The 23,476-nt window shown below is 32.5% G+C and carries 20 protein-coding genes; 2 read left to right on the top strand and 18 right to left on the bottom strand.

All coding sequences use genetic code 11. The annotated features are described in order from the left end of the window. Nucleotides 1-2 precede the first annotated feature (2 nt). From panD to CQA57_RS03560, 6 genes are read right to left on the bottom strand one after another with little or no spacing between them, the layout of a single operon-like run. Complete coding sequence (gene panD, locus CQA57_RS03585; RefSeq protein WP_115578886.1) at nucleotides 3-365, bottom strand: aspartate 1-decarboxylase; 363 nt, start codon at nucleotides 363-365, stop codon at nucleotides 3-5. Between the two features lie 33 nt (nucleotides 366-398). Further along, the gene (locus CQA57_RS03580) at nucleotides 399-1,928 is read right to left on the bottom strand and encodes a hypothetical protein (RefSeq protein ID WP_115578869.1); all 1,530 of its coding nucleotides are present in this window, start codon (nucleotides 1,926-1,928) and stop codon (nucleotides 399-401) included. Further along, entirely contained in the window at nucleotides 1,918-2,463 is a 546-nt protein-coding gene (locus tag CQA57_RS03575; protein WP_115578868.1) for a HyaD/HybD family hydrogenase maturation endopeptidase, read from the bottom strand. Before CQA57_RS03575 ends, CQA57_RS03580 begins: the two co-directional genes overlap by 11 nt. A 6-nt stretch (nucleotides 2,464-2,469) precedes the next feature. Beyond that, nucleotides 2,470-3,141, bottom strand: coding sequence for a Ni/Fe-hydrogenase, b-type cytochrome subunit (cybH, locus tag CQA57_RS03570; protein ID WP_115578867.1), 672 nt, complete (start codon nucleotides 3,139-3,141; stop codon nucleotides 2,470-2,472). Between the two features lie 11 nt (nucleotides 3,142-3,152). Then, complete coding sequence (locus tag CQA57_RS03565) at nucleotides 3,153-4,889, bottom strand: nickel-dependent hydrogenase large subunit (RefSeq protein ID WP_115578866.1); 1,737 nt, start codon at nucleotides 4,887-4,889, stop codon at nucleotides 3,153-3,155. A gap of 24 nt (nucleotides 4,890-4,913) precedes the next feature. Beyond that, nucleotides 4,914-6,065: a hydrogenase small subunit gene (locus CQA57_RS03560; protein ID WP_115578865.1), complete on the bottom strand. Its 1,152-nt coding sequence runs from the start codon at nucleotides 6,063-6,065 to the stop codon at nucleotides 4,914-4,916. 233 nt (nucleotides 6,066-6,298) lie between these two features. Here CQA57_RS03560 and CQA57_RS03555 point away from each other — a divergent pair, with 233 nt between their 5' ends. Together CQA57_RS03555 and pseB are read left to right on the top strand one after the other, a co-directional pair. Beyond that, nucleotides 6,299-7,948: an outer membrane protein transport protein gene (locus tag CQA57_RS03555; protein ID WP_170126816.1), complete on the top strand. Its 1,650-nt coding sequence runs from the start codon at nucleotides 6,299-6,301 to the stop codon at nucleotides 7,946-7,948. A 9-nt stretch (nucleotides 7,949-7,957) separates the two neighbouring features. Further along, complete coding sequence (gene pseB / locus CQA57_RS03550; protein ID WP_115578864.1) at nucleotides 7,958-8,947, top strand: UDP-N-acetylglucosamine 4,6-dehydratase (inverting); 990 nt, start codon at nucleotides 7,958-7,960, stop codon at nucleotides 8,945-8,947. Here the strand turns inward: pseB and CQA57_RS03545 are convergent. Genes CQA57_RS03545 through leuS form a run of 12 tightly spaced genes read right to left on the bottom strand, consistent with a single transcriptional unit; the run spans nucleotide 8,921 to nucleotide 23,474 of the window. Further along, complete coding sequence (locus tag CQA57_RS03545) at nucleotides 8,921-10,144, bottom strand: (Fe-S)-binding protein (protein ID WP_115578863.1); 1,224 nt, start codon at nucleotides 10,142-10,144, stop codon at nucleotides 8,921-8,923. The genes pseB and CQA57_RS03545 overlap by 27 nt on opposite strands. Beyond that, nucleotides 10,141-11,514, bottom strand: coding sequence for an oxygen-independent coproporphyrinogen III oxidase (gene hemN, locus CQA57_RS03540; RefSeq protein WP_115578862.1), 1,374 nt, complete (start codon nucleotides 11,512-11,514; stop codon nucleotides 10,141-10,143). Before hemN ends, CQA57_RS03545 begins: the two co-directional genes overlap by 4 nt. 9 nt (nucleotides 11,515-11,523) lie before the next feature. Then, complete coding sequence (locus tag CQA57_RS03535) at nucleotides 11,524-11,946, bottom strand: DUF2603 domain-containing protein (RefSeq protein WP_115578861.1); 423 nt, start codon at nucleotides 11,944-11,946, stop codon at nucleotides 11,524-11,526. Further along, complete coding sequence (gene argF / locus CQA57_RS03530; protein ID WP_115578860.1) at nucleotides 11,919-12,878, bottom strand: ornithine carbamoyltransferase; 960 nt, start codon at nucleotides 12,876-12,878, stop codon at nucleotides 11,919-11,921. Before argF ends, CQA57_RS03535 begins: the two co-directional genes overlap by 28 nt. Before the next feature lie 59 nt (nucleotides 12,879-12,937). Then, nucleotides 12,938-15,919: a transcription-repair coupling factor gene (gene mfd / locus CQA57_RS03525; RefSeq protein ID WP_115578859.1), complete on the bottom strand. Its 2,982-nt coding sequence runs from the start codon at nucleotides 15,917-15,919 to the stop codon at nucleotides 12,938-12,940. Continuing rightward, on the bottom strand, nucleotides 15,916-16,302 hold the full coding sequence (locus CQA57_RS03520) for a bactofilin family protein (RefSeq protein WP_115578858.1): 387 nt from the start codon (nucleotides 16,300-16,302) through the stop codon (nucleotides 15,916-15,918). Before CQA57_RS03520 ends, mfd begins: the two co-directional genes overlap by 4 nt. Continuing rightward, nucleotides 16,236-17,156, bottom strand: coding sequence for a M23 family metallopeptidase (locus CQA57_RS03515; RefSeq protein ID WP_115578857.1), 921 nt, complete (start codon nucleotides 17,154-17,156; stop codon nucleotides 16,236-16,238). The genes CQA57_RS03520 and CQA57_RS03515 overlap by 67 nt, the downstream gene beginning before the upstream one ends. After that, the gene (locus tag CQA57_RS03510) at nucleotides 17,153-18,070 is read right to left on the bottom strand and encodes a M23 family metallopeptidase (RefSeq protein WP_170126815.1); all 918 of its coding nucleotides are present in this window, start codon (nucleotides 18,068-18,070) and stop codon (nucleotides 17,153-17,155) included. Before CQA57_RS03510 ends, CQA57_RS03515 begins: the two co-directional genes overlap by 4 nt. Further along, nucleotides 18,060-19,169 carry a Mur ligase family protein gene (locus CQA57_RS03505; protein ID WP_170126814.1) on the bottom strand — a complete coding sequence of 370 codons (1,110 nt, stop codon included), beginning with the start codon at nucleotides 19,167-19,169 and terminating at the stop codon, nucleotides 18,060-18,062. The genes CQA57_RS03510 and CQA57_RS03505 overlap by 11 nt, the downstream gene beginning before the upstream one ends. 8 nt (nucleotides 19,170-19,177) lie before the next feature. Next, a complete protein-coding gene (locus CQA57_RS03500; protein WP_115578854.1) occupies nucleotides 19,178-20,557 on the bottom strand; it encodes a GGDEF domain-containing protein in 1,380 nt (459 codons plus the stop codon). A gap of 5 nt (nucleotides 20,558-20,562) precedes the next feature. Next, entirely contained in the window at nucleotides 20,563-21,057 is a 495-nt protein-coding gene (gene lptE, locus CQA57_RS03495; protein ID WP_115578853.1) for an LPS assembly lipoprotein LptE, read from the bottom strand. Beyond that, on the bottom strand, nucleotides 21,054-23,474 hold the full coding sequence (leuS, locus tag CQA57_RS03490) for a leucine--tRNA ligase (RefSeq protein WP_211305542.1): 2,421 nt from the start codon (nucleotides 23,472-23,474) through the stop codon (nucleotides 21,054-21,056). The genes lptE and leuS overlap by 4 nt, the downstream gene beginning before the upstream one ends. Nucleotides 23,475-23,476 lie beyond the last annotated feature (2 nt).

Here is a 23,476-nt window from a genome sequence, read left to right as displayed (position 1 = left end):
TACTATACCTCATATTTTATAGATTGGATTTTATTGTTTTCATCGACCATTACTACGGTAGGCCTATAATCTTTAAGTTCTTCAAGACTATAACTCCCATAAGCCACAATAATAACAATATCATCGATTGCCACCTTTCTAGCAGCAGCACCATTGATACAAATCTCCCCCTCTTTGTCACCCAAAATCACATAGGTGCTAAAACGCTCTCCATTATTGACATCTAATATATCAACCTTCATTCCTTCCAACAAATTGGCTTGTCTTGCCAAATTTCTATCAATGGTAATAGAACCTACATAATTAAGATTTGCATCTGTGATTCTAGCACGATGTATTTTACTATAAAGCATTTCTACTTGCATTTCAATCCCTCTTTTTAAATTTTTTGACAAATATCAATAATCTAAATAACCCTTTTGAGGTAAAAGAAAATCTATATTTTTTGGCTTATATCCAAATATACGATCTAAAATCATCTTTTCTTTCAAAGCATCTCCAAAAACCAAAACTCTATCTAGAGCAAAATTAGTGCTTAAATCTTGTATAAAATTGCAAAAAAATTCACTCATGGAATCTAAGATACCATAACTTAATGTTGCTTCATCTACGCCAGCCAATCTAAAACTCATACTTGAACGCAAGATTTTTATATACTCCAAAGTCAGTGTCTTATCCTCATTTCTTGCAAGCTTAAAATCAATTCTAGGTCCCTTGTCCCTCACATATTTTCTAGCATTATCAATAATGATTGAAGAAAAATCATCACTATATCCAAGAATAAATGCAACAACTGCTAAAAAATCAAAAATATTTTTTGATTTTTTACTTTCAGAATCAAAATCTTGCACCCTTTGTGCCAATTCTGGAAAATTCTTAGAAAAATTCTTAATTAAAGAAGTGCCATTTTCTAATTTTTCTATCATTGAAAATAAAATCTTGGGATTTAACTCAAAATCAAAATTGATAGCACTTTGAAACTTATCATCATTCCCAATCCAAAAAATCCAAGGATTCTTAGTGCTTAAACAAGCTACAAGATTTTGCTTATTTTTATCATCAATCAAAACTTCATAAGAATGAATAATGTCATAAATATTCTTTGCTTTATTTTCTCCTAGAAACAATAAATATCCATTTTGGGCAACGACAAGACATTCTTGTTTTGAAACTTCTTGATTATAGGATATATCTAGCACATCTTCCTCAGAAGCAATAAACGCATAATCTATCCCTTTTTCTAAACATTTTTTGCCCAAAATACCCAAAAATAAATCATAAGGCAAAATACACTCTAGCAAGTCTGTGCCAAAATCTTTAATAAAAACTTCCTTTGGAGTAATTATCACGCTTGGTTTTTCATAACTTGCTAATGCTTGGATTTGCATATCTTGAATACGCAAATAAGTCTTTAATGCTTCAACATCCCAAAAAATAGCCTTTGAGGTTTTTTGATTTAATGATAAAGAAAATTTTCCTCTAGCATTTTTAATTACTAATTTTTTAGTTGCAATAAATTTTTGCACCAAAGCCTCAAATGCTACAGAAAAATCATTTTTTATTTCTTTGTCAAAAAAGACAACATCTTGTATCCACTTTTGAAGCAATGTCATATCTTGATTTTGAATAATACTACCAAAATCATTTGCTCCTAAAACTTCTTGTGTATCATACTGCTTATATACAATCTCTGTTTTTTGGGATACTTGAATATTTTCAAACTTAAAATATAAAGATAAGGGAATTTGTTGAGAAATTTTTTGGGCAAAATCTAGCATTTTTTGCTCATCTGTTTCTAGCCTAAAGATATATCTTGGTTGAACAAACTCTTCTTCAAACTCTATTGCATTTTGCATTGCCTCATAACGCAAAATCTTTTTTAAAATATCAAAATCACCAGAAATAAAAAATGTAAAATCAAAGATCATCTACACCCTTAAAAGAATGATTCGCAACAAACTGCAAATCAACATTTTTTATTCTTGTTGCTTTTACTCCTCTTTGTTCTAAAAAATCTAAAGCTATTTTTTCCATCACTTTAGCACCCTCTTTAACTGATTCTGAAAGCTCAAAAGTCGTATCTTCACCAATAATATAAGGGATAATACCAATCACACTTACCGGAGGTAAATCTCCCATTGCTTCTATTAGTCGTAATGTTTGCAACATTTCAACTTCATGAGCACTGCCTGCCCAAGTAATAATATTTGGAACTTTAGAGAAAGGAAAGTGATATACTTCTCCTATTTTTGCTCCATCTACATCCACACAATCTAAAATTAAAACTTCATCATAGGAAGTAATAATGGGTATAAGCATCTGAGCCAAAGTTCCACCATCTATAAAATCTATTTTATGGGGGCTTTCAAATTTATAATTCACTTTTAGATAATTACAAAGATGAACACCAATCCCCTCATCACCAAATAAAATATTCCCCACTCCTAAAACTAAAATTTTCATAAAAAATCAATGCTTTTGGTATCTAATACCACTGACAATACCATCTACACCACCATTTGGATACTTGATAGAATTCCAAACAGCAAGATAAATATGCACAGGAATAAAAATCACAAATGCCCAAGTTAATATATGATGAATTGCTCTAACATTAGCCAATCCTCCGCAAACTACTTCAACCCACTTAAAAAATGGCATTAGCATACCACCAAGCCCTTCATGATATACATTTATGTAAAGAGAAATGCCTGTTAAAGAAATCAATAAAACCAATACTGCTAAGCCAAAATACGTGACAAATTGCAAAGGATTATAAGCACCTTTAATATGAGGATGCTTACTTAACCAAAGATAAGAACCAATTAAAGAAAGCCAAACTTTTGGATTTTTTAGCTGAGAAATTGATTCGCGCTCAAATGCACTTTTTTGATCAAATATAAAAAGATAAAGTCTAAAAAAAGAAACCCCAATCAATGCAAAACCACAAATAAGGTGTGCACTTCTAATGTAAGCTTGCAAAAAATTTACTGGCTCAGGGCTAATTTTTGGTTGCAAAAAAGGATAGGCGATATAAAATCCTGTTGCAATCAATGCAAAAATAGAAAATGCCCTAATCCAGTGAAAGGCGCATACCAAGCCAGAGAATTCTTGAAAAGCTGCATATTTTGTATTTTTCATCATTTCTCCCCTTAGATTCTTGCATAATTTGGCTCAATCTTATATTGACTAAGCTCATTACCTTTCGTATCCATTACATGCACAGCACAAGCAATACAAGGGTCAAAAGAATGGATTGTTCTTACAATTTCAAGAGGTTGTGTTAAATCCGCAATCTTTGTGCCAATCAAACTTGTTTCATATGGACCTTTTTGCCCCTTATGATCTCTTGGTCCTGCATTCCAAGTAGATGGAACAACAGCTTGATAATTTTCTACTACACCATCTTTGATTCTAATCCAGTGACTTAACATACCTCTAGGAACATTTCCTATATAGCGACCTTGATATACTTTATCTTTATCAATTGCATAAGGTGCACAAGTCGCCTTATCTATCTTTAGATTTTCTACCAATGCATTAAAAGCTTTCTTGCCATGATCGCAAATAACAACTGCCTCAATACATCTTGCAGCAGTCCTACCAAGAGTGCTAAAAAGTGCCTCAATAGGCAATCCACTATCTTTTAAAAATTTTGTCGCTACTGGTGTAATATAAGGATTCTTAGCCGCCAAACCAACAACAACTGTAGCCAATGGTCCAACTTCCATTGGAGTATCGTTGTATCTTGGTGATTTAATCCAAGAATACTTACCTTTAATATCAAGGAGTTTTGTATGCTCTTGCTTTCCACTTGCGCCAACACTCTCCCCATCAACAAATCCTGTGTATTCTGGATTTGTCTGACCATCATAAGGATGCAGTGCTTTTTCTTGTGTATTTTCATATTTATACCAAGAGCTTGTGACTTCTTCTTTAATTAGATTTTCATCAATTGGCAACACTTTTGATAAATCTCCATTCATTACAATACCACTGCTAAAGAGATATTCATCTGCTCCTATTTGCATCTCAGCATGAGAAATAAAGTTTCTTAAATTGCAGCCTTTTAGAACAGATTGCTCTTTGCCAAACATTTTTGCAGCCATCACAACATCTGCATAATATGCACGATGAATAAATTCACTTACCATATCAAATTTAGATGACCATTCTCCAAGTCTTGTAGGATCTAATGCATCCATAATAGAGGTAACACCACCTACAGTGAGACTTTGTGGGTGTGGTTGCTTTGCACCAAAAATTGCCATCATTTTTGCTATTTCTCTTTGGATTTCAAGCAATTTAAGATAATGCGATAATACAATGAGATTTTGCTCTGGAGTAAAGTGGTAAGTCTTATGTCCCCAATAAGCATTATTAAATGGTCCTAGTGCTCCTTGCTTAACAAAATCAGCCACTCTCTTTTGAACAGATTTTAATTCATCTTCTCCAGCATTTATTGGATATTGTGTATATTTAAATGCTTCTTTAGCTGCTTTTGCAGGATCAGCTTTTAGTGCTGAAGTAATATCACACCAATCAAGTCCATGTAATGTATAAAAATGCACTACATGATCATGCAAGAACAAAGAGATATTCATCAAACTTCTAATCATTTGAGCATTAAATGGGGGCTTAATTCCCAATGCATCTTCGGCTGCAACAATACCTGCCTTATAATGACTAAAAGTACAAACTCCACAGATTCTTTGGATTAAAAATCCCACATCTCTAGGATCTCTACCTTTTACAATTGTTTCAAGACCTCTAAAAAGCGTAGATGAAGAAAAAGCATCAGTGATAACATTATTTTCATCTACAATTACCTCAATTCTTAAGTGCCCCTCAATTCTAGTGATTGGATCTACTACTATTCTTTTTGTCATTGTTTTCTCCTTTTTATATTGTAATTACTCTACTTCATTTTTTAAAAAACTTGAAGCAATGGCATGTGCTGCAATACCAATAGCTGTGGTAGCCAAGATAACTCCTCCTACAACATCTGCGGTTTTATCTGCACCAAATCCATTAAATGATGTAGCATAAAGTCGGTTAGCAATAGGCTCTTCAAATGGACTCATTGTATCCCAAAAGTTTGGCTCACTACAACCAATACAACCATGACCTGCTTGAATTGGCCAACTTGTATGAGAATTAAATCTTAGTTTTGAACAATTGTTAAATGTATATGGTCCCTTACATCCTACCTTGTAAAGACAAAAACCTTTTTCAGCCCCCTCATCACCAAAATGTTGCACAAACTCTCCAGCATCAAATCTTCCTCTTCTCTCACATAAATCATGTATTCTTAAACCATAAGCCCATTTTGGACGATTAAATGCATCAAGTGCTGGAAGAGCCCCAAACATAATGAAATACAATACATTACCTACAATATTTTTCTCACTTGGAGGACAACCAGGAACGTTTATTACAGGCTTTTTGATAATTTTATCAAGTGAAGTAGCAGATGTAGGATTTGGTGCAGCAGCTTGCACTCCACCAAAAGACGAGCAAGTTCCGATTGCGAAAATCGCAGCAGCACCCTCTGCTGCTTCTCTACAAATTTGAGCCCCACTCTTTCCATGTGCTCCTATTGTCAAATAATGCTCAATTGTAGGGATACCTCCCTCAACCATCAAGATGTAATTCCCTTTATGTTTTTTCATGGCACTCTCAAGATTTGCTTCTGCCTGATATCCTGCAGCCGCCATTATGGTTTCATGATATTCTAAATTAATCATATCAAAAATTATAGAATCAATGCTTGGATCCTCTGTTCTAAGCAAACTCTCGCTACAGCCTGTACATTCAGCCATATGCAACCAAATTACTGGTAGGCGATTTGCAACTTCTGCAGCTTTTGCAGTAAGAGGTGCAAAGGTGCTAGGAAGTGCCAAAGTAGCTGTCATCATCCCTGCCCATTTCATAAAATCTCTTCTCTCAAATCCCTTTTTACTGAGCTCTTCTTGCAACTCCCTCCCCTCTTTGCAACTAGGCAACTTTGCCAAATTATCTAATCTTTGTGATATTTGCTTAAACAACTTTGTATTATTTTCCATTTTTCTCCCTTGATTTGCAAGCCTCTTTGTAGTTTTAAAGACTCCTGCTTTTATAAACTTAAAATCAGAATTACTGCCAACTTTAAAGTGTTGATTATTCTACTACATTTTTTTAAAAAATTAAATTTTTTTATTACCTACTAAAAATTTTAGCTATTTGAAATCAACATACATAAAAATATATTAAAATTATTACTTTGCTAAAATAGTTCAATTTAAATATATGAGGTTTCGTGGGTTTTTTTATTAAAAGAATCTTTTTATTTTTTTCTCTATTTTTTTACCATTTGGTCTATGCTGGAGGGTTTAAAGTCCAAGAGCAATCCCTCAATGGCACAGCCTTAAACTCTGCGTATGTAGCAGGAGCAAGAGGTGCTGATGCAAGTTATTATAACCCTGCAAATATGGGTTTTAATAATGATTGGGGTGAAAATAAAAGTGAATTTGAGCTTGCAACTTCACTTTTGCAAATCCCTGGATTTAGCTTCCAAGTGCCTACTACCAATCAAGGATTAAGGTCACATACCAAAATAAAATACACCTCTGCCTTAATAGAAGCCTTTGCTCCAACTGATATTGATATCCTCCATTCAAATCCCGATAATCAAATTGTAGATGGCTATACAGATACTACCAATTTTATTCTTCCAAAGTTTTTTTACAAAAGCAGAACCAATCATGGCTTTACTTTTGGGGCAAGTTTTGTAGCAAGCTCTGGTCTTGCAATGCAGTGGCAAGATAAAGGGGGAGAATTCTTACAAGATGTTTTTATCATGATGGTGGAATTCTCTCCATCTATCAGTTATACCATCAATGATAGATTATCCTTTGGTTTTGGTCCTAGGATTATGTATGCTATGGGAAGTTTTAATAATGTGGTTTATGTCCCTATGCAATGGAAAGATGGAGAAAATATTGGTGGAGCAACCTGCACAGATCCCAAAAATTCCTGCATTGCCCTAACAGGTGCAGATCTAGATGCTATTGGAATTGATAACATCCCTAGTGAATTGATGAGTGAAAGTCAAAAAAGTATGTTAAAAAATCTCCTCAACAATCCTATTCTATGCAGAATCATTGGATTATCCAAATGCGATGGACTCACAGATATTGTGCAAACCTCCACCACTACAATGTATGGCACTACGAAAGTTTATCAAAAATCAGAAGGCAAGGACTTATCAGCAGGCTATCGCCTTAGTGCAAGTTTAAGGGTATTTGATAATGGGATGTTTTCTGTAGTGTATAACTCAAGCGTGCCTTTTAATATGCAAGGAAGTCTAGAAGCCACAAGCTATGTAGGTGGAGCTATGGGAAATGTTTTAACAAAAACAAATCTCAATATCGCTGTAAATATGCCCGAGATTCTCACCCTTGCCTATGCTCATGAATTTTTTAATAAAAAATTGCGTATTGAGGGGGTATATGAAAGGACTTTTTGGGCAAAAGGACCAAATTTTTTAGTAACTCCAGATTTTGATAATGCAGATTATATCGGGCTTAGTGGTATGGTCACACATTTTACTTCTGAAAAATTAAAAAGCATGGTAGGATTGGCTGATTTTTCTGGGGTGAGTAATATGGGGGGAGGATGGAAAGACACTAATACCTTTAGACTTGGGGTAACTTATACTAATCACAAAAATCTAAGACTTATGGGAAGTATTGCCTATGATGAAGCACCAAGCCCACAGGATAAAATAGGAATTCCTGATTCTAATGGCTATATGTTTGCCTTAGGTGGAAAGTATAAATTTAGAGATTTTGTATTGGGGGTTGCCTATTCTCTTACTATTAAAGACAATCGCCAAAGTCTTTATCAACAATCCTCAAATTTAGGTCAATTTAGAATCTTAACCGCAAGCTTAGAATATCATTGGTAAGGAGAAAAAATGCTTAATAACAAAAATATACTCATCACTGGAGGGACTGGAAGTTTTGGTAAAAAATTTATCGAAACAATCTTGAAAAATTACCATCCTAAAAAAATTATTGTTTATAGTCGCGATGAATTAAAACAATATGAGATGGCACAAAATTTCAATCACAAATGTATGCGATATTTTATTGGGGATGTAAGAGATAAAGAAAGATTGAAATTAGCGTTAAATGGTGTAGATATTTGTATCCATGCAGCAGCACTCAAACATGTTCCTATAGCTGAATATAATCCTATGGAATGCATCAAAACTAATATTGAGGGGGCAAGCAATGTTATTGATGCAGCATTGGCTAATAATGTAGGGCATATTATTGCTCTAAGCACAGATAAAGCTGCAAATCCTATCAATCTTTATGGAGCCACAAAGCTTTGTAGCGATAAACTTTTTATTGCTGCTAATAATATCAAAGGTGCCAATCAATCCAAATTTAGTGTCGTGCGATATGGAAATGTTGTAGGAAGTCGTGGAAGTGTTGTACCCTTTTTTAAAAAACTTATTAGTGAAGGTGCAAAAGAACTACCCATCACAGATGAGCGAATGACTAGATTTTGGATTACTTTAGAACAGGGGGTAGATTTTGTTATTAAGAATCTGCAAAGAATGCATGGTGGAGAAATTTTTATACCAAAAATACCTAGTATGAAAATTGTAGATCTTGCAAAAACACTAGCTCCACATCTCCCAACCAAGATTATTGGCATTAGACCTGGAGAAAAACTACATGAAGTAATGATTCCAAAAGATGATTCGCATCTTTGTATGGAATTTGAAGATTTTTTTATTTTGATGCCAACTATACAATTTCAAACCCCTATTGACTACAGCACAACACTCTTAAATGAGCAGGGTAAAAAAGTAGCAGAGGGATTTGAATATAGTAGCGATAGCAATACACAATGGCTCAATGAAAACTCACTGCACAATATCCTTTCTCTCTAACATTTGCTCAAGCAACTCAATAGGATGATAGAAAATCACATTAGATTGATCTTTTTTTAAAAGATAATCTATTTGGGTTTTACAAGCATTACATTCTGCACTGACAATCTGTGCGTTTGTTTGCTGAATATCTCTTATCTTTTTTACCCCAATTGCTCTAGAGAATTCAAAATTGTTATTTTGCACCTCAATACCGCCAAAACCACAACAAGAAGAAGAATCTGACATCTCAATAAGTTCAAAACCGCTCTTAATAATCTCTCTTGGTTCTTTTGTGATTTGTAATACCTTGCATGCATGACAAGAATCGTGATAAGTTACCCTTTTTTTACTTTTTCTTATCCCACTAAAATCACAAAATTTATATATCCACTCTGTTGCTATAAACATTTTGTCTTGTATCTTTTTTAAGAGCAATATCCATTCTTGATTCTTCTCATCAAAACTCAAAATCTTTTGCCAGTCTTTTAGCATTACAGATGCACAAGTTGCCTCTGGAATTAAAATAGCATCTACTAAATCAATAATTTCTTCAAAGTAAAGCAAATTCTTTTTTACCAAAAAAATACTTGTTTGAATATCTCCACTAAAATATGTAGGAGCTCCGCAACACTCTTGCTTTGGTAGCAAAACATCTACACCAAAAGAATCTAAAACTTTTAATAAAGATTTTCCTATATGTGGGTAATTATAATTTATCAAACAACCTGCAAAAATCGCGACTTTTTTTTGTCCTCCTTGCTTTGAAGATGCAATACTTTTAGGGTGAGAATCCAAAAAAAAACTTCTAGAAAACCTTAAATTCCATAAAGCGCTATCTTTGTGTTTTATCTCACAAGGTGGCAAAAATGCAAAAAATTTAAAAACAAATTTTTTAAGCACACTATGTCTTAAAAGAAAAAAATAAATCCTTTTAGAAAGACTTATTTTTTGCTTTGTGCGTATTTCTTGAATCAAGCTATCAATCGGAATACTAATGGGGCAATTACTCACACAATGATTGCATAATAAACAAGTATCCATCACCTCTTGTAAATTAGAATCTAACCTTAAAGAGCCTTTTTCATATTGACTTATAAGCTCTAAAAAACCTCTAGGAGAATGCACCTCATCTCTATAAAATTGATAACTTGAACAATCAGGTATGCATTTTGCACATTTTATGCAAGTAGAGGCAATATTTTTGAAAACTTTCATACAGTCTTGCTAAAACGCCTTTGTTCCACTGGGATTTTTTGCAAATATGCATCAAAACACATTGCTATATTCCTAATTAACATTCCGCCTGTTTCATTGACAAAAATACCATCTTCTCTAAGTTCTAGCAACAAATCTTGCTCAAAAACTTTGATTGCTTCAAGCTCCTTTGCAAAATATTCTTTAAAGACAATAGAAAATTTTGTTTCAATAATCTTGTATTCTAGCCTTAAATTATTCATCAATTGCATAATGACTTCTTTGCGTAAAATATCATCAAAACTCAAGTCAATACCCCTCTCTATAGGTAAAAATCCACGATCAAGTGCTTCTTCATATTTTTTAATCTCTTTAAAATTCTGAACATAATAATCTAGACCTTCGCCAATTGAAGTCAATCCAATACCAATAGTTTGAGAAAAGCCTTTTGTGGTATAGCCTTGAAAATTTCTTCTTAATTCTCCTTTTTGACTTGCCAAATAAAGCTCATCATTTTCTTTTGCAAAATGATCCATACCAATCATTTTATAGCCATTAGATTCCAAAAATTCGATAGTAAATTTCAAAATCTCTAATTTCTCTTCTGGTGTTGGAAGTGTTTTTTCATCAATATTACCCATAGTTTTTTTTATCCAAGGAACATGCGCATAATTGAAAATCGCAAAACGATCTGGCGAGAGACTGAGAGATTTTTGCAATGTTTCTTTAAAACTTTGTAAATTTTGAAATGGAAGACCATAAATCAAATCAAAATTTATAGAATCTATACCATAATCCCTTGCAATGCTTACTACCTCTTGCATCAATTCCATACTTTGAAACCGATTGATTGCTTTTTGCACTCTCTCATCAAAATCTTGCACACCAAAACTTACGCGGTTAAATCCTCCATGCTTTAATACTTGCATTTGCTCCTTATTAAAATGACGCGGATCTATCTCACAGCTCACTTCTGCATTATTAGAAAAATTGACAAAAGTTTCTTTAATCATTCCAATAATTTCATCTAATTGCTTGGCACTAAAATATGTAGGCGTTCCTCCACCAAAATGAAGTTGCACTACTTCTCTTTTTGTATCCATAGCATTTTTTAAAAGCTCTAATTCTTTTTTTAGATATTTGAGATATCTTTCTTTCTTATCTTCACTATTTGTATAAATCACATTGCAAGCACAAAAATAACAAGCACTTTTACAAAATGGCAAATGCACATAAACTGATAGTGGTAAATGCTTTTGCTCATCATTTCTTTTCAAAGCTTCTTGAAAACTTTTTTCATTGAAATTACAATGAAATTCAACAGCGGTAGGATAGCTTGTGTATCTAGGACCAGCTTTTGAATAACTAGAAAATTTTTTAAAATCAATCATTTTTCAACCTCAATAAACATGAAAATCTAAAAATAAATTAGGGTATTCTTTTTTTATCTCTTTAGTAAATTGCAAGGTATTGATATTTGGCAAACTCCCATCTTTTCCCCTTAAAGATTCTAATTTTGCAATAACAACACTCATTGCATCATCAAAGTCAATAGGAGTTAGGCTGATAATATCTCTTTCTAATTCTACCTTCAATTTATCCTCGTGAGCCTTCCTTACAAGACTTATAATGTGTTGCAACGCCTTTTGAGGTAAAACAACATATTCTCTATCTTTTTCATCTTTTAAAAAACAAGGCTCTGTGCTTGAAAAATCACCACTTTGCAAGTGTATTTCTAAGATATCTTCAGTAAGCCTTTGAATCCTACCTTGATTTTTTACACTCAATAAATCAATCATTTTTTGCTGTTTTGATAAAGCCATACCATTATTCCCTTTTGTGCATGTAATCTATTTTCCGCCTCTTGAAATACTCTACTTTGTTTTCCATCAATCACACTGCTTGCAACTTCTTGCCCACGATAAGCTGGAAGGCAGTGCAGAAAAATCGCATCTGGATGTGCATTTTGCATTAACACTTCATCAACCTTATAATCTGCAAAGATTTTTTGTCTCTGCATTTTTTCCTCTTCTTGTCCCATAGAAACCCAAGTATCAGTAACTACAACATTACAATTTTTAATTGCAACCAAAGGATCTTCATAAAGATTGATTTTTGCACCTGTATCCCTTGCCATTTCTCTTGCTTCTTGTAGAATATGTGCATTTGGTTCATAACCCTTTGGTGTTGCCACATTAATATCAAATCCCATTTTTGCAGACAACATCAACCAAGAATGTGTCATATTATTACCATCACCAATATAAGCCACCTTTGGTGTCATATGGTGCTTTGAGTCAAAAATATCTTCTTTTACAAAAATACCATTTTCTATCATCGTAAGATAATCAGCCATAACTTGAACTGGATGATATAAATCACTCAATCCATTTATTACAGGAACACTGGAATATCTTGCAAAATCTTCAAGCCTAGAGTGTTCAAAAGTTCTAATCATAATCATATCAAGCATTGAGCTTATCACTCTTGCAGTATCCTCGATACTCTCGCCTCTACTTAATTGTATCTCTTTGTTAGAAAGAAAAATACCCATACCCCCAAGCTGATAAATTCCTGCTTCAAAACTCACTCTAGTTCTAGTTGAATTTTTTTCAAAAATCATTCCTAAGGTTTTTTTGTGCATCAAATTACACTCTTTAGAATCCAAAAAATCCCTCTTAATTTGAATTGCAAGAGCTAACATCTCTAAAATTTCTTCTTTTTTAAAATCCTTAAGTGTCAAAAAATGTTTCATACTATTCCTAATACTTTTTTTCAAACAAACATTGTGAGATTGTATAACAAAACCCTTAATTACTTACATTTATTATGTAAAAAACTTAAAATATTTGCAAGCATTTCATCCTCATCTATTGCTTTAATAAATTTTTTACTCCCATCTAAAAAGACCAAGCTGATATCTTCCTTGAAGCTAGAAATACTAACAATACCGCTATTTCGAGCTAAAATTTTTATCAAAATTAACAATAAAAATCTCTTGGTATAGATGTCTAATTTTCCAAATCTATCTTGGATTTCAAGCTCAATAGCATAGACCTCATCAGTATTTTTGCAAAGCGAAAGTCTTCGATAAAGCTCCAATCTTAAAGTATCACTGCTAATAAGATCTGAATTAAGATATGCTGAAACCTGCAATTTTAAATCCACATCATTTTCTATATTTTCATTTTGCTTGCCACTAAGTTGATAAATAGCATCTTCAAGCATTTTTAAATAAAGGCTATATCCAATATTTTTAATATGCCCGCTCTGAGCCTCTCCAAGCAAATTACCTCCTCCCCTAATCTCCAAATCCTGATAAGCGATCATTGCCCCGCTACCTAAAAATGAATTTTTCTCTAAAGCCAAAAGTCGTTTTGTAGCTTCTTGTGTAATTTCTGTCTTATCCTCAATGAGATAATAGCAAAATCCCTCTTTATCACCCCTACCTACTCTTCCTCTCAACTGATGCAAATCAGCCAATCCAAAATGATCAGCACCATCAATAATAATCGTATTAGCATTTGGCAAGTGTATTCCAGATTCTACAATAGAGGTGCAGAGTAATAAATGGTATTTATTTTGGGCAAAATCTAGCATAATTTCTTCTGTAAGTTTTGGATCAATTTGAGAATGCAAAACTGCAATTTTTAATTGAGGTAGTAAGTAATTTAACTCACTTTTTATCACCGGAATATTTGCAATATTATTGTGAATATAAAATATTTGACCATTACGCCTAAGCTCTCTTAAAATCACCTCTTTAATTAAAGAATCGCTCTTTTCTTTCACAAAAGTCTTTGTAGGTATCCTCTGACTTGGAGGGGTAAGCAATTGACTCATACCCTTTATTTGAGAAAGTGCCATATTCAGAGTTCTTGGTATGGGAGTAGCAGACATACTTAACAAATGCACATCTTTACTCAGAGATTTTATTGCCTCTTTTTGCTTCACTCCAAATTTATGCTCTTCGTCTATAACAATCAATCCAAGATTCTTAAAAGTCGCTTGCAATACACTATGTGTACCGATGACCACATCTATTGTGCCATTTTCTAAATCTTTCAATATTGCTTGCTTCTGGCTTGATTTTACAAATCTATCTAACTTCACCACCCTAAAATCTACTAATCTAGATTTTAATGTATTAAAATGTTGCATTGCCAATAAAGTTGTCGGAACAACCATAAGGGCTTGAAATCCATTTTTGCAAACAGCAAAAATAGCATTCAATGCAACTTCTGTTTTACCAAATCCAACATCCCCACTCAAAAGCCTATCCATCACTTTACCACTACCCAAATCATAGAAAATCTCTTGGATAGACTTCTCTTGATCTAATGTCAAATCAAAACCTGATTGTTTTTGAAAAATCTCTATTTCTGGCAAGCTCGTATCAATCTTTTTTCCCTCAATAAGATTTCTTTTTGCTGCTAATGCAACAATAGAATCTGCAATTTCAAATAACTTGCTTTTAATTTTTTCCTTTAGTCTTAAGAAATTACCCTTACCAAGTCTATCAATCAAAGGTATTGTATTTGAGCCTGCAATATAGCGATCAATAAAATTTAAATTTTCCACAGGTAGTAATAAAGAATCTTCTCCTTGATAATCGATGCGGATAAAATCCCTCACAAAGCCTAATATTTTTGCTTGTTCTATACCTCTGAAAATCCCAACTCCATAATCTTTATGCACCACATATTCACCGATATTTAACTCATCAATTGCAATTTTTGGTCTTTGCCTACCCTTATGTTTTGGATAGGTATTTAATGAAATAATAAAAGCCTTTGGCAAAGCGATATTTACTACAAGATTTGTGCATATCACCTTAAGTCCCTTCAATAAAAACTGCTCTTGCAGTAATTCTGTTGGAACCAAAATTATAATTTCCTTATCACTATTTAATTCTAAGAAATAATCTAAATTTTTGGCATCTACTTGAATATCCGCATAGCCACTTATCTCTTGAAGTAATGGCAATTGCATAAAAAAATCAATACCATAAGCATCATGCAAATCAAACTCAAAAATTTCTTTTGCATAACCTTGTGCTTGAGGGGTTATCATCGATGGATATAATTCCAAAAGTTTGATACCCAAATCATCTAAAAACCAAAATCCAAGAGAAATCAAATCTTTTGAAAAAGTATCAAATTCAGATTCTAAAACTTTTTGTCTTAAATCTTCATATTCTGTGTCACTTAAATTAAAAAGTGCAGGTGGTATAAAGATTCTATCAAGCTCTAAAGGATTGCTTTTTTGTGTTTTAATATCAAACTCCCTGATACTCTCACACTCAATATCAAAAAAACTTATCCTGCAGTTCTTATCATAAGGTATGCTAATATCAATAATATCTCCCCTAAAACTTACCTCTCCCTCCATTTCAATAATATCAACAACCTCATATCCAAAGTTTATAAGTTTCTCTTTTAACTCACCAAGCTCAAATAAATCATTTTTTGCAATAAAAAAACCTTGAAGCAGTTCTTTTTTAGGAAGCTTATAAAGAACACTAGAAACAGGAGCTATCAAAAAAGTTTTTTCATCTTCATAAAACATTCGCAACTTACAAAGCAATTGCATAAACTCTTCTAAAAAAGATCGAATATCATCGCCCATTCTTGCTCTAAAATCAGGAAGCACAATAGGTTTTAACTTACTTATTCCTTGCTGGTAGCAAAATTGTGCCAGATGAAAAGCACTTTGAGCTTCTTTGTCATTCTCTACAATTAAAATTCGCGTGCTATTTTGCTGTAAGAAAAATGCGTAAAGACTAGATTGTATCACTTCTTATCCACTTGGGTATCTTTTTGCATAATTTTACTCTCTCCAACAAAAATACCTTTGCGTTCTATTACAAATTCTGGAGTAATAACCTTACCTTCGATTCTACCCAAAGGCTGTATTTCAACAACATTACTTTCTGTATTTCCTTGAAATTTACCACTTACAATCAATTTTTGAGCATAAATATCACCTTTGACAATACCGCTTTTTCCTATCATTACTGTATTTTTAGAATGAATATTGCCTTCAAATTCACCATCAATATGCAAATGACAGCTTATTTGTATCTCTCCTTTTATTTTAGTTCCTTGTGCAATTATTGTTGCTGGACCTCCCTTGAGTGGAGCATTAGATTGTTGATCAGTGCTAGTAAAGATTGCCATTGTATCATCCTTTCTTTTTCAAAAATAAGATTAAAATTTTTCATATTCCATTTTACAAAATCATAGGGGTTAATAGGATTATTTAAAAAACGAACCTCATAATGCAAATGCGGTCCTGTAGAAACTCCCGTATTTCCACTATATCCTATAATCTGTCCTTTTTTAACAAACTGCCCACTACTAACCACAAGAGAATTTAAATGTGCATAATAGGTCTTAAAACCAAAAGAGTGTGTAATTTTTATCAATCCACCATACCCTCCATTCCAACCCATTGCAGCATAATCTACAACCCCATCTGCTGTGGCATAAATTGGTGTATTTAGTCGCACACTAAAATCAATCCCTGTATGTTTATGAGCAATATGTAAAATAGGATGAATTCTTGTGCCAAACCCAGCAGAAATTCTCAAAAAACGATCCATCGGATAGCCATTTGGAATAAATTTCATAATAAATGCCTTTTGAGCACCAGTAATATTTGCAATATCAATTCTGCTCAAAAGATTATTTTGCATTATAGCATTTTCATCTTTTGAAACTCCTATAATATCCTCCAAATCATCAATTTTATCGCCAGCGATATTGATTTCTGATAATCTTTGGTTAATCTCGCTTGTAAGGAAATTATTTATCTTTAAAGTCTTTTTAAATTCTTGTTCTAAGATATCTTTCTTTGTATCAATTGCACTGATCTCACTTTGCATTATACCAATAGAGAAGACTATAAAAACAATTACTGCAACAATCATTATAAGTATATATAAACTTATTTGTTTAAAAAGCATATTTACATTAAAATGAAAGGTTCCATGAGAATCTGTAACCATAATCACCAATCTTTTATCTTTCATTCTTCTTCGCTTTTTAAATTATTTTGAAATTTTTTAAGCCTTAAAACATCTTGTATTGTCCAAACAAGACTTTCCCAATCAATGGTATTATTATTTAACAATAAAGAATTAAAATTTTCCATATTCCACTGCACATAAATCTCAGTATTTAATATCTTATTTAAAAACAAAACCTCATAGTATAACACTGGAGATTTTACCCCACCACTACTACCACTATATCCTATCAAATCACCCTTTTTTACAAAATCACCTTTTTTTAATAAAATCTCATCTAAATGAGCATATAAAGAGCTAAAGCCAAAAGAATGATTGATTTTTATAAAATTTCCATAGCCTTTTTTATAATTTAGTCTCAAAGTATCAACAACACCGTCTGAAGTCGCATATACAGGCGTGCGTTTAGGAACATCAAAATTTACCCCCAACGCTTCTTTTTTTCTATTAAGATATTCTTTTGGTAATGCATTTTGTCTTTTTGCTTGCTGTAAAATTGGAGCTCCACTTGGAATAAGATTCAACATCATTTCTTTGTGCTGATAAGCCAATTGCTCTAAATCAATTTCTTTTACCTTATCATAAATTTTTTGATTATTTTTTTGAGTTCCTATAATACTCTCTAAATCTCCAATTTTTTGATGTATCATATTTAATTCATTATTTTTTTGCTGAATCTTATGCTTTAAGATCTCATTTTGCTGATAGATATAACGATACTCAGAAATAGCAATGTTTTGCTCAAGCGCTATCACATCCATCGTATGCATTAGAAACTTCATCAATAAAATAATGCCACCAATAAAACAAAAAAATAATATCAGTGCCCAGACTATAATTTTTTTTATATGCTTATGTACTTGAAATTGTCTTGCTCCTTTTTCATCAGCAATTGTAATCACAAGCTTATTTTGCATCATACCTCTTTAAAAACTCTTCAATCACACTAAAGGAACCAAAAACTAAATATTTTTTTTGTGTATCTATAGTCTTAAAATCCTCATATTCAATCTTCAAAGATTCCAATATCATACATAAAAGATTCTTATCAATAATTCTTGGATGTTTAATATCTAAAATATAAATTTTTTGGATATTTGGCTTTAGAATTGTCAGAATCTCTCTAATATCTTTATCTTTATAGGCATTGTAAATAAGATTTACCTTTTGATTTTTTAAAGCTTTTTTTACCTCACTAGCACCATCAATATTATGTCCTACATCAAGAGTAATACTAGGAGACAATGCTTCAAACCTACCCCTAAGATCTAGCTCATAGGCTTTTTGTGGCAATTGCTTTTTTAAAAAATCTAACACAACAAGAGCATTTAGCAAATTATCTCTTAAATAATTTTCTGGCAATGTATCTAAAATATCCCTATATTTTTCTTGATGCCATTGCCCTATTTTAATTAAAGTAACTTTTTTTTGCTCTGCAATTTGCTCTGCAATCTCAACCACTTCATTGTAGTGTTGCAAGGCTAAAAAATTTAGTTGAGTCATTGCTCTAAGTTTTGTTCCTGCTATATCCTTAATATCTTTTCCTAAAAATTCTTGATGATCTTTTCCTATCATTGTAAAAATACTCAAATCACATTCAATGCAACTTGTAGAATCATATTCTCCACCAAGACCAGCCTCTAGAATTAGATAATCCACATCTTTAGCCAATACTAACGCCAAAAAAGTTGCATATTCAAAATAACTGCAATCTTGTATAAAATCAAACTGCTGCAAAAAACAATGCGCCTGCTCTAAACCCTCTTGAGAAATATTATTTCCATTCTTATAATACCTCTCTCTAAAATCAAGAATATGGGGTGAGCTAAAATGCAAAACACTTGCATTATTTTGCATTAAACCTAAAGCAAGATACCTTCCTGTGCTACCCTTTCCATTTGTTCCTAAAATATGAATTTTATAGCAAGATAGGCTTAGATATTTTTTTAAACTTGCATAGATTCTAATTGCTCTTTTTGGATCAAATGGAGCATATTCTTGACCTTTTTGATCCAAAAAATCCTTTATTCCCATTGCACTTGATTCCTGCCACCTCTTTTAGCTTTATACAATAACTTATCTGCTCTCTCTAGCATATCTTCTCTACTCTTATGATCCAATCTATGAGCCACACCAATTGATGTTGTAACCTGCATTTCTTTACCATTAACAATAAATTGTTGTTTTGATACAGCACTGCAAATTCTTAATGCAACATCTTTTGCCAAATTCACATTGGTATTTGGCATTAAAATTAAAAATTCATCTCCCCCATATCTACCAATAACATCAGAAACTCTAGAATTTTGTCGTAAAATTTGTGCAAAAGTTTCTAAAAGCTTATCTCCTGATAAGTGTCCATACTTATCATTGATTTCCTTAAAGCCATCTACATCAAAAAACAAAACAGAATAATTTAGACCATTGCGAATAAATCTAGTTTCATAATGTTTCATTACTTCGGTTATATAACAGCGATTATAAAGTTTTGTCAGACCATCTCGTTGCGATTTTTCTTCCATTGTTTTTAAAGTACTTGTCAATTCCTGTAATTTTGTGCTAAGTTCTTTGATGTATTCTTCTTTTTTCTGCAAAGATTGATCAAGAAAATGTATCTTTTTGTAAATTGCATCATCAATGTCATCTATAGAATTATCTTGACTAACACTGCTGTTTTTATCAATAATTTGTTCTTTTATATCATGTAATTGCTTAATCTCTGTTGCATTTAACTCTAAAGTTTTTTGCAACTCCATCAAAACTCTATCAATTTGCAAAGTGTCAATCTCACAATCACCATCTTGCATTCCCTCTCCATTTTTACACAGTATTTCTAACTGCTCTAAAACGTCCATATCCGTAATAGATTCTGGAGATTCTAATAAAATGCTTGTTAGCTCTTGCACTTTTTTCCTATCATAAAAGTTAGCTATCAATAATAAACGAACAATAATAGAAGTTATACGCTTCTGCAATAAAATATGTCCTTGTGATTTTAAAATCTCTTCCCATCTTTCTTTTAATTGTTGATAGTCCTGAACAGTTTTTATTGTTTCAATATCAAATAAATGGGGGCGATTTCTAATAATTTTTCTAGAAGTGGTATCTCTTAATAGATGCAATAAGGATACACACAATTGTCTTATTGCATCTATAGTATCTTGCTTTTCTTTAGTGCTTTTTTCTATCAGAAATACTAGTTTTGATAAAATCTCACTACAATCATCTTCTAATAAATCATCTTGTGATCTTAAAGATTTTTCTTCCATTGCATCTATTTTGTGATGTAGCTCAATTTTATGATAAGCTAGCAAGTCTAAGAATCGCTCAATCTTTACTTCAATACCAGATTGCTTTTCATTGTCTAAAATATAAAAAATTTCCTCAATCTTTTCTTTTAACATTATCCCTACTTTCCTTGATATGCAATTTGAGTTAAGAAACTATCAATACATTGATTTGAGGCCTCCTTAATTGCCTCAAGCTTATTATTATAGGTTATCAAAGGATCCTCCAAAGATACCGCATAATCTTGATAAGCACTATTATAAAATAGCTTTGTTTCTTTTTTTTGATTTGTAAATTCAAATTTTACCCTAATATTGACACGATAAAACGTTGTAAAACCATCAGTATTTGTAGCAATTGAAGTATCAGTAACATTCAAAATCTCAAGATTTACGATTGTATCAGCCTCTTGTTTTTCCACAAGATTTTTCTGAAACCTTGTGGCAATAAGCTTATTTAATAAATCTTTTATCTCAACAGAACTCTCTGTATTGGCTACATTCACCTTTAAAGACACATAGATACTATCTCCTAACGCTCTTTTTGCAAAATGTGCTACAGGCTTATATCCACAACCAGAAAATAGAATCAAAAAAACTACAAAAACAAATTTCATTTAACCACAAAGTTAACTAATTTATTTGGCACAACCACTTCTTTTATGATATTTTGACCATCTATCCACTTTTGAACCTTCTCTCTTGCAAGCAATAAAATCTCATCTTGTTGCATTTGCTTATTTACCTTCATATCTGCACGCTTTTTTCCATTGACAGTAACAACCAAAACCACTTCGTCTTCTTCCAATGCACTCTCATCAATCTCAATCGATCCAAAATTACTAAAATCAAAAAATTTCTCAGAAATTTCCCAACAAATATGAGGTATAATAGGTTCTAAAATATTACTTAAGACATAATAACCTTCTGTCCAAATCTGTAAATTATCTTGATCATTTAGTGCATTAAAAGCTTCCATACAAGAAGCAATCAGAGTATTAAAAGCATAGCCTGTTTGTTTTTTTGCAAAAATTTCATTAGACTTAATTAAAGCTTCATAAATCTTCTTTCTAGCATACCTTTGTTTTTCACTCAAATCTTGCTTATGTACAATAGGCATAGTTTTTGTTTTTTGTATATTTTCTGATTTTTCATAAAAACGACGAATAAATCTATATGCTCCTTCTACTCCAGAATCAATCCACTCAAGCTCTCGTGTAGGAGGTGCTGCAAAAAGCACAAACAATCTTGCCGTATCCGCACCATATTTTTTGATAATATCATTAGGTTCGACAATATTACCTATGGATTTACTCATCTTAGCACCATCTTTTAATACCATTCCTTGTGTTAAAAGATTCTCAAATGGTTCAGAAAAATCAATATATCCCAAATCTCTTAGAACTTTTGTAAAAAATCTAGCATACAAAAGGTGTAAAATTGCATGTTCTATGCCACCAATATATTCATCTACTGGCAACCAATACTTGGTATTTTGCTTATCAAATGGCATTTGTATCCATAAATCTCTAGGAGTTGCATAGCGTAAAAAATACCAACTAGATTGAAAAAAAGTATCCATTGTATCCGTTTCTTTTGTCGCCTTCCCACCACATTTTGGACATATATCCTCTTTCCAACTTTGATGTTTGTCCAAAGGATTTCCTTCTCCATCAATCACAACATCCTGAGGTAGGGTTATGGGCAACTTCTTTTCATCTTGAGGCAAAATTCCACAATCCTTGCAATGCAACAATGGTATAGGAGCACCCCAATACCTTTGTCTTGAGATTCCCCAATCCTTTAATTTAAAATGCACAACGCCCTTACCAAGTTTATTTACCTCAAAAAATTCTATAATCTGCCATTTTGCTTTTGATGTCTCAATTCCATTAAAATCGCCACTATTGCACAAGATTCCATCATCTAAAAAAGGTAATTCTGTTGATTCTATTACTTGTTTTAATGGAATTTGATATTCCTTAGCAAATAAATAATCTCTTTCATCATGCGCAGGAACACCCATAACAGCGCCACTACCATAATCTATTAAAACAAAATTCGCCACCCATAATGGCACTTTCTCTTTTGTAAGGGGATGGATTGCAAAGATTCTAAGATTCACCCCCTCCTTTTGTGCCATTGTTCTATTTCTCACAGGTGTATTTTGCATTTGTATGATTTTTTGCTGACTTTGAATATCTAAAGTTGGCAATACTTCTTTTACGAGCGGATGTTCTGGTGCCAATGCACAATAAGTAACTCCAAAAATCGTATCAGGTCTTGTAGTAAAAACTTCAAATGCTTTGAAATTACTAATTTGCTTTTCTAAGGCAAAATCAAACTGCAACCCTAGAGATTTTCCAATCCAATTTTCCTGCATGCTTAAAACAGCTTGAGGCCATTTATCTTGCAATACCCTTAAATCATCAAGCAATTCTTGTGCATAATCTGTAATTTTTATGTAGTATTGATACATCTCTTTTTGAACAATGCCAGTACTACAACGCCAACACTTACCATCACTTACTTGTTCATTTGCCAACACTGTTTTATCATTTGGACACCAATTTAAAAAAGCTTTTTTTCGATACACCAAACCTTTTTTCCACATATCTAGGAAAAATTTTTGTTCCCATTTCGTATAATCTTCATCACAAGTTGCAAACTCTCTTTGTTTTGAAAAAGACAAACCTAAAGAATCTAATTCCTTATCCATAGTGTCAATATTTGCATAAGTCCATTTTTTTGGATGAATGCCATTTTTGATTGCCGCATTTTCTGCTGGCATTCCAAAAGCATCAAAACCAATAGGATGCAATACATTATATCCTTGCTTGCGATAATACCTTGCCATTGCATCTCCAATGCAATAATTTCGAACATGCCCCATATGTATTGCACCACTTGGATAAGGGAACATACTTAAAATATATTTTTTCTTAAGATTAAAATCCTGCTTTGGTTCATGAATATTTTGCTTTTTCCAATAATCCTGCCATTTTTGTTCAATGTCTTTTGCTTGATACTCCATCA

Source organism: Helicobacter anseris (assembly GCF_003364335.1).
GTDB lineage: Bacteria > Campylobacterota > Campylobacteria > Campylobacterales > Helicobacteraceae > Helicobacter_H > Helicobacter_H anseris.
The sequence above is the reverse complement of the archived record's forward strand: the minus strand, read 5'-3'. Positions and strand labels throughout refer to the sequence as shown.

What these genes read in the sequence shown, in the direction of transcription:
- panD (WP_115578886.1), bottom strand. Translation starts at nt 365, where the DNA reads ATGCAAGTAGAAATGCTTTATAGTAAAATACATCGTGCTAGAATCACA.
- CQA57_RS03580 (WP_115578869.1), bottom strand. Translation starts at nt 1,928, where the DNA reads ATGATCTTTGATTTTACATTTTTTATTTCTGGTGATTTTGATATTTTA.
- CQA57_RS03575 (WP_115578868.1), bottom strand. Translation starts at nt 2,463, where the DNA reads ATGAAAATTTTAGTTTTAGGAGTGGGGAATATTTTATTTGGTGATGAG.
- cybH (WP_115578867.1), bottom strand. Translation starts at nt 3,141, where the DNA reads ATGAAAAATACAAAATATGCAGCTTTTCAAGAATTCTCTGGCTTGGTA.
- CQA57_RS03565 (WP_115578866.1), bottom strand. Translation starts at nt 4,889, where the DNA reads ATGACAAAAAGAATAGTAGTAGATCCAATCACTAGAATTGAGGGGCAC.
- CQA57_RS03560 (WP_115578865.1), bottom strand. Translation starts at nt 6,065, where the DNA reads ATGGAAAATAATACAAAGTTGTTTAAGCAAATATCACAAAGATTAGAT.
- pseB (WP_115578864.1), top strand. Translation starts at nt 7,958, where the DNA reads ATGCTTAATAACAAAAATATACTCATCACTGGAGGGACTGGAAGTTTT.
- CQA57_RS03545 (WP_115578863.1), bottom strand. Translation starts at nt 10,144, where the DNA reads ATGAAAGTTTTCAAAAATATTGCCTCTACTTGCATAAAATGTGCAAAA.
- hemN (WP_115578862.1), bottom strand. Translation starts at nt 11,514, where the DNA reads ATGATTGATTTTAAAAAATTTTCTAGTTATTCAAAAGCTGGTCCTAGA.
- CQA57_RS03535 (WP_115578861.1), bottom strand. Translation starts at nt 11,946, where the DNA reads ATGGCTTTATCAAAACAGCAAAAAATGATTGATTTATTGAGTGTAAAA.
- argF (WP_115578860.1), bottom strand. Translation starts at nt 12,878, where the DNA reads ATGAAACATTTTTTGACACTTAAGGATTTTAAAAAAGAAGAAATTTTA.
- CQA57_RS03520 (WP_115578858.1), bottom strand. Translation starts at nt 16,302, where the DNA reads ATGGCAATCTTTACTAGCACTGATCAACAATCTAATGCTCCACTCAAG.
- CQA57_RS03515 (WP_115578857.1), bottom strand. Translation starts at nt 17,156, where the DNA reads ATGAAAGATAAAAGATTGGTGATTATGGTTACAGATTCTCATGGAACC.
- CQA57_RS03510 (WP_170126815.1), bottom strand. Translation starts at nt 18,070, where the DNA reads ATGCAAAATAAGCTTGTGATTACAATTGCTGATGAAAAAGGAGCAAGA.
- CQA57_RS03500 (WP_115578854.1), bottom strand. Translation starts at nt 20,557, where the DNA reads ATGTTAAAAGAAAAGATTGAGGAAATTTTTTATATTTTAGACAATGAA.
- lptE (WP_115578853.1), bottom strand. Translation starts at nt 21,057, where the DNA reads ATGAAATTTGTTTTTGTAGTTTTTTTGATTCTATTTTCTGGTTGTGGA.
- leuS (WP_211305542.1), bottom strand. Translation starts at nt 23,474, where the DNA reads ATGGAGTATCAAGCAAAAGACATTGAACAAAAATGGCAGGATTATTGG.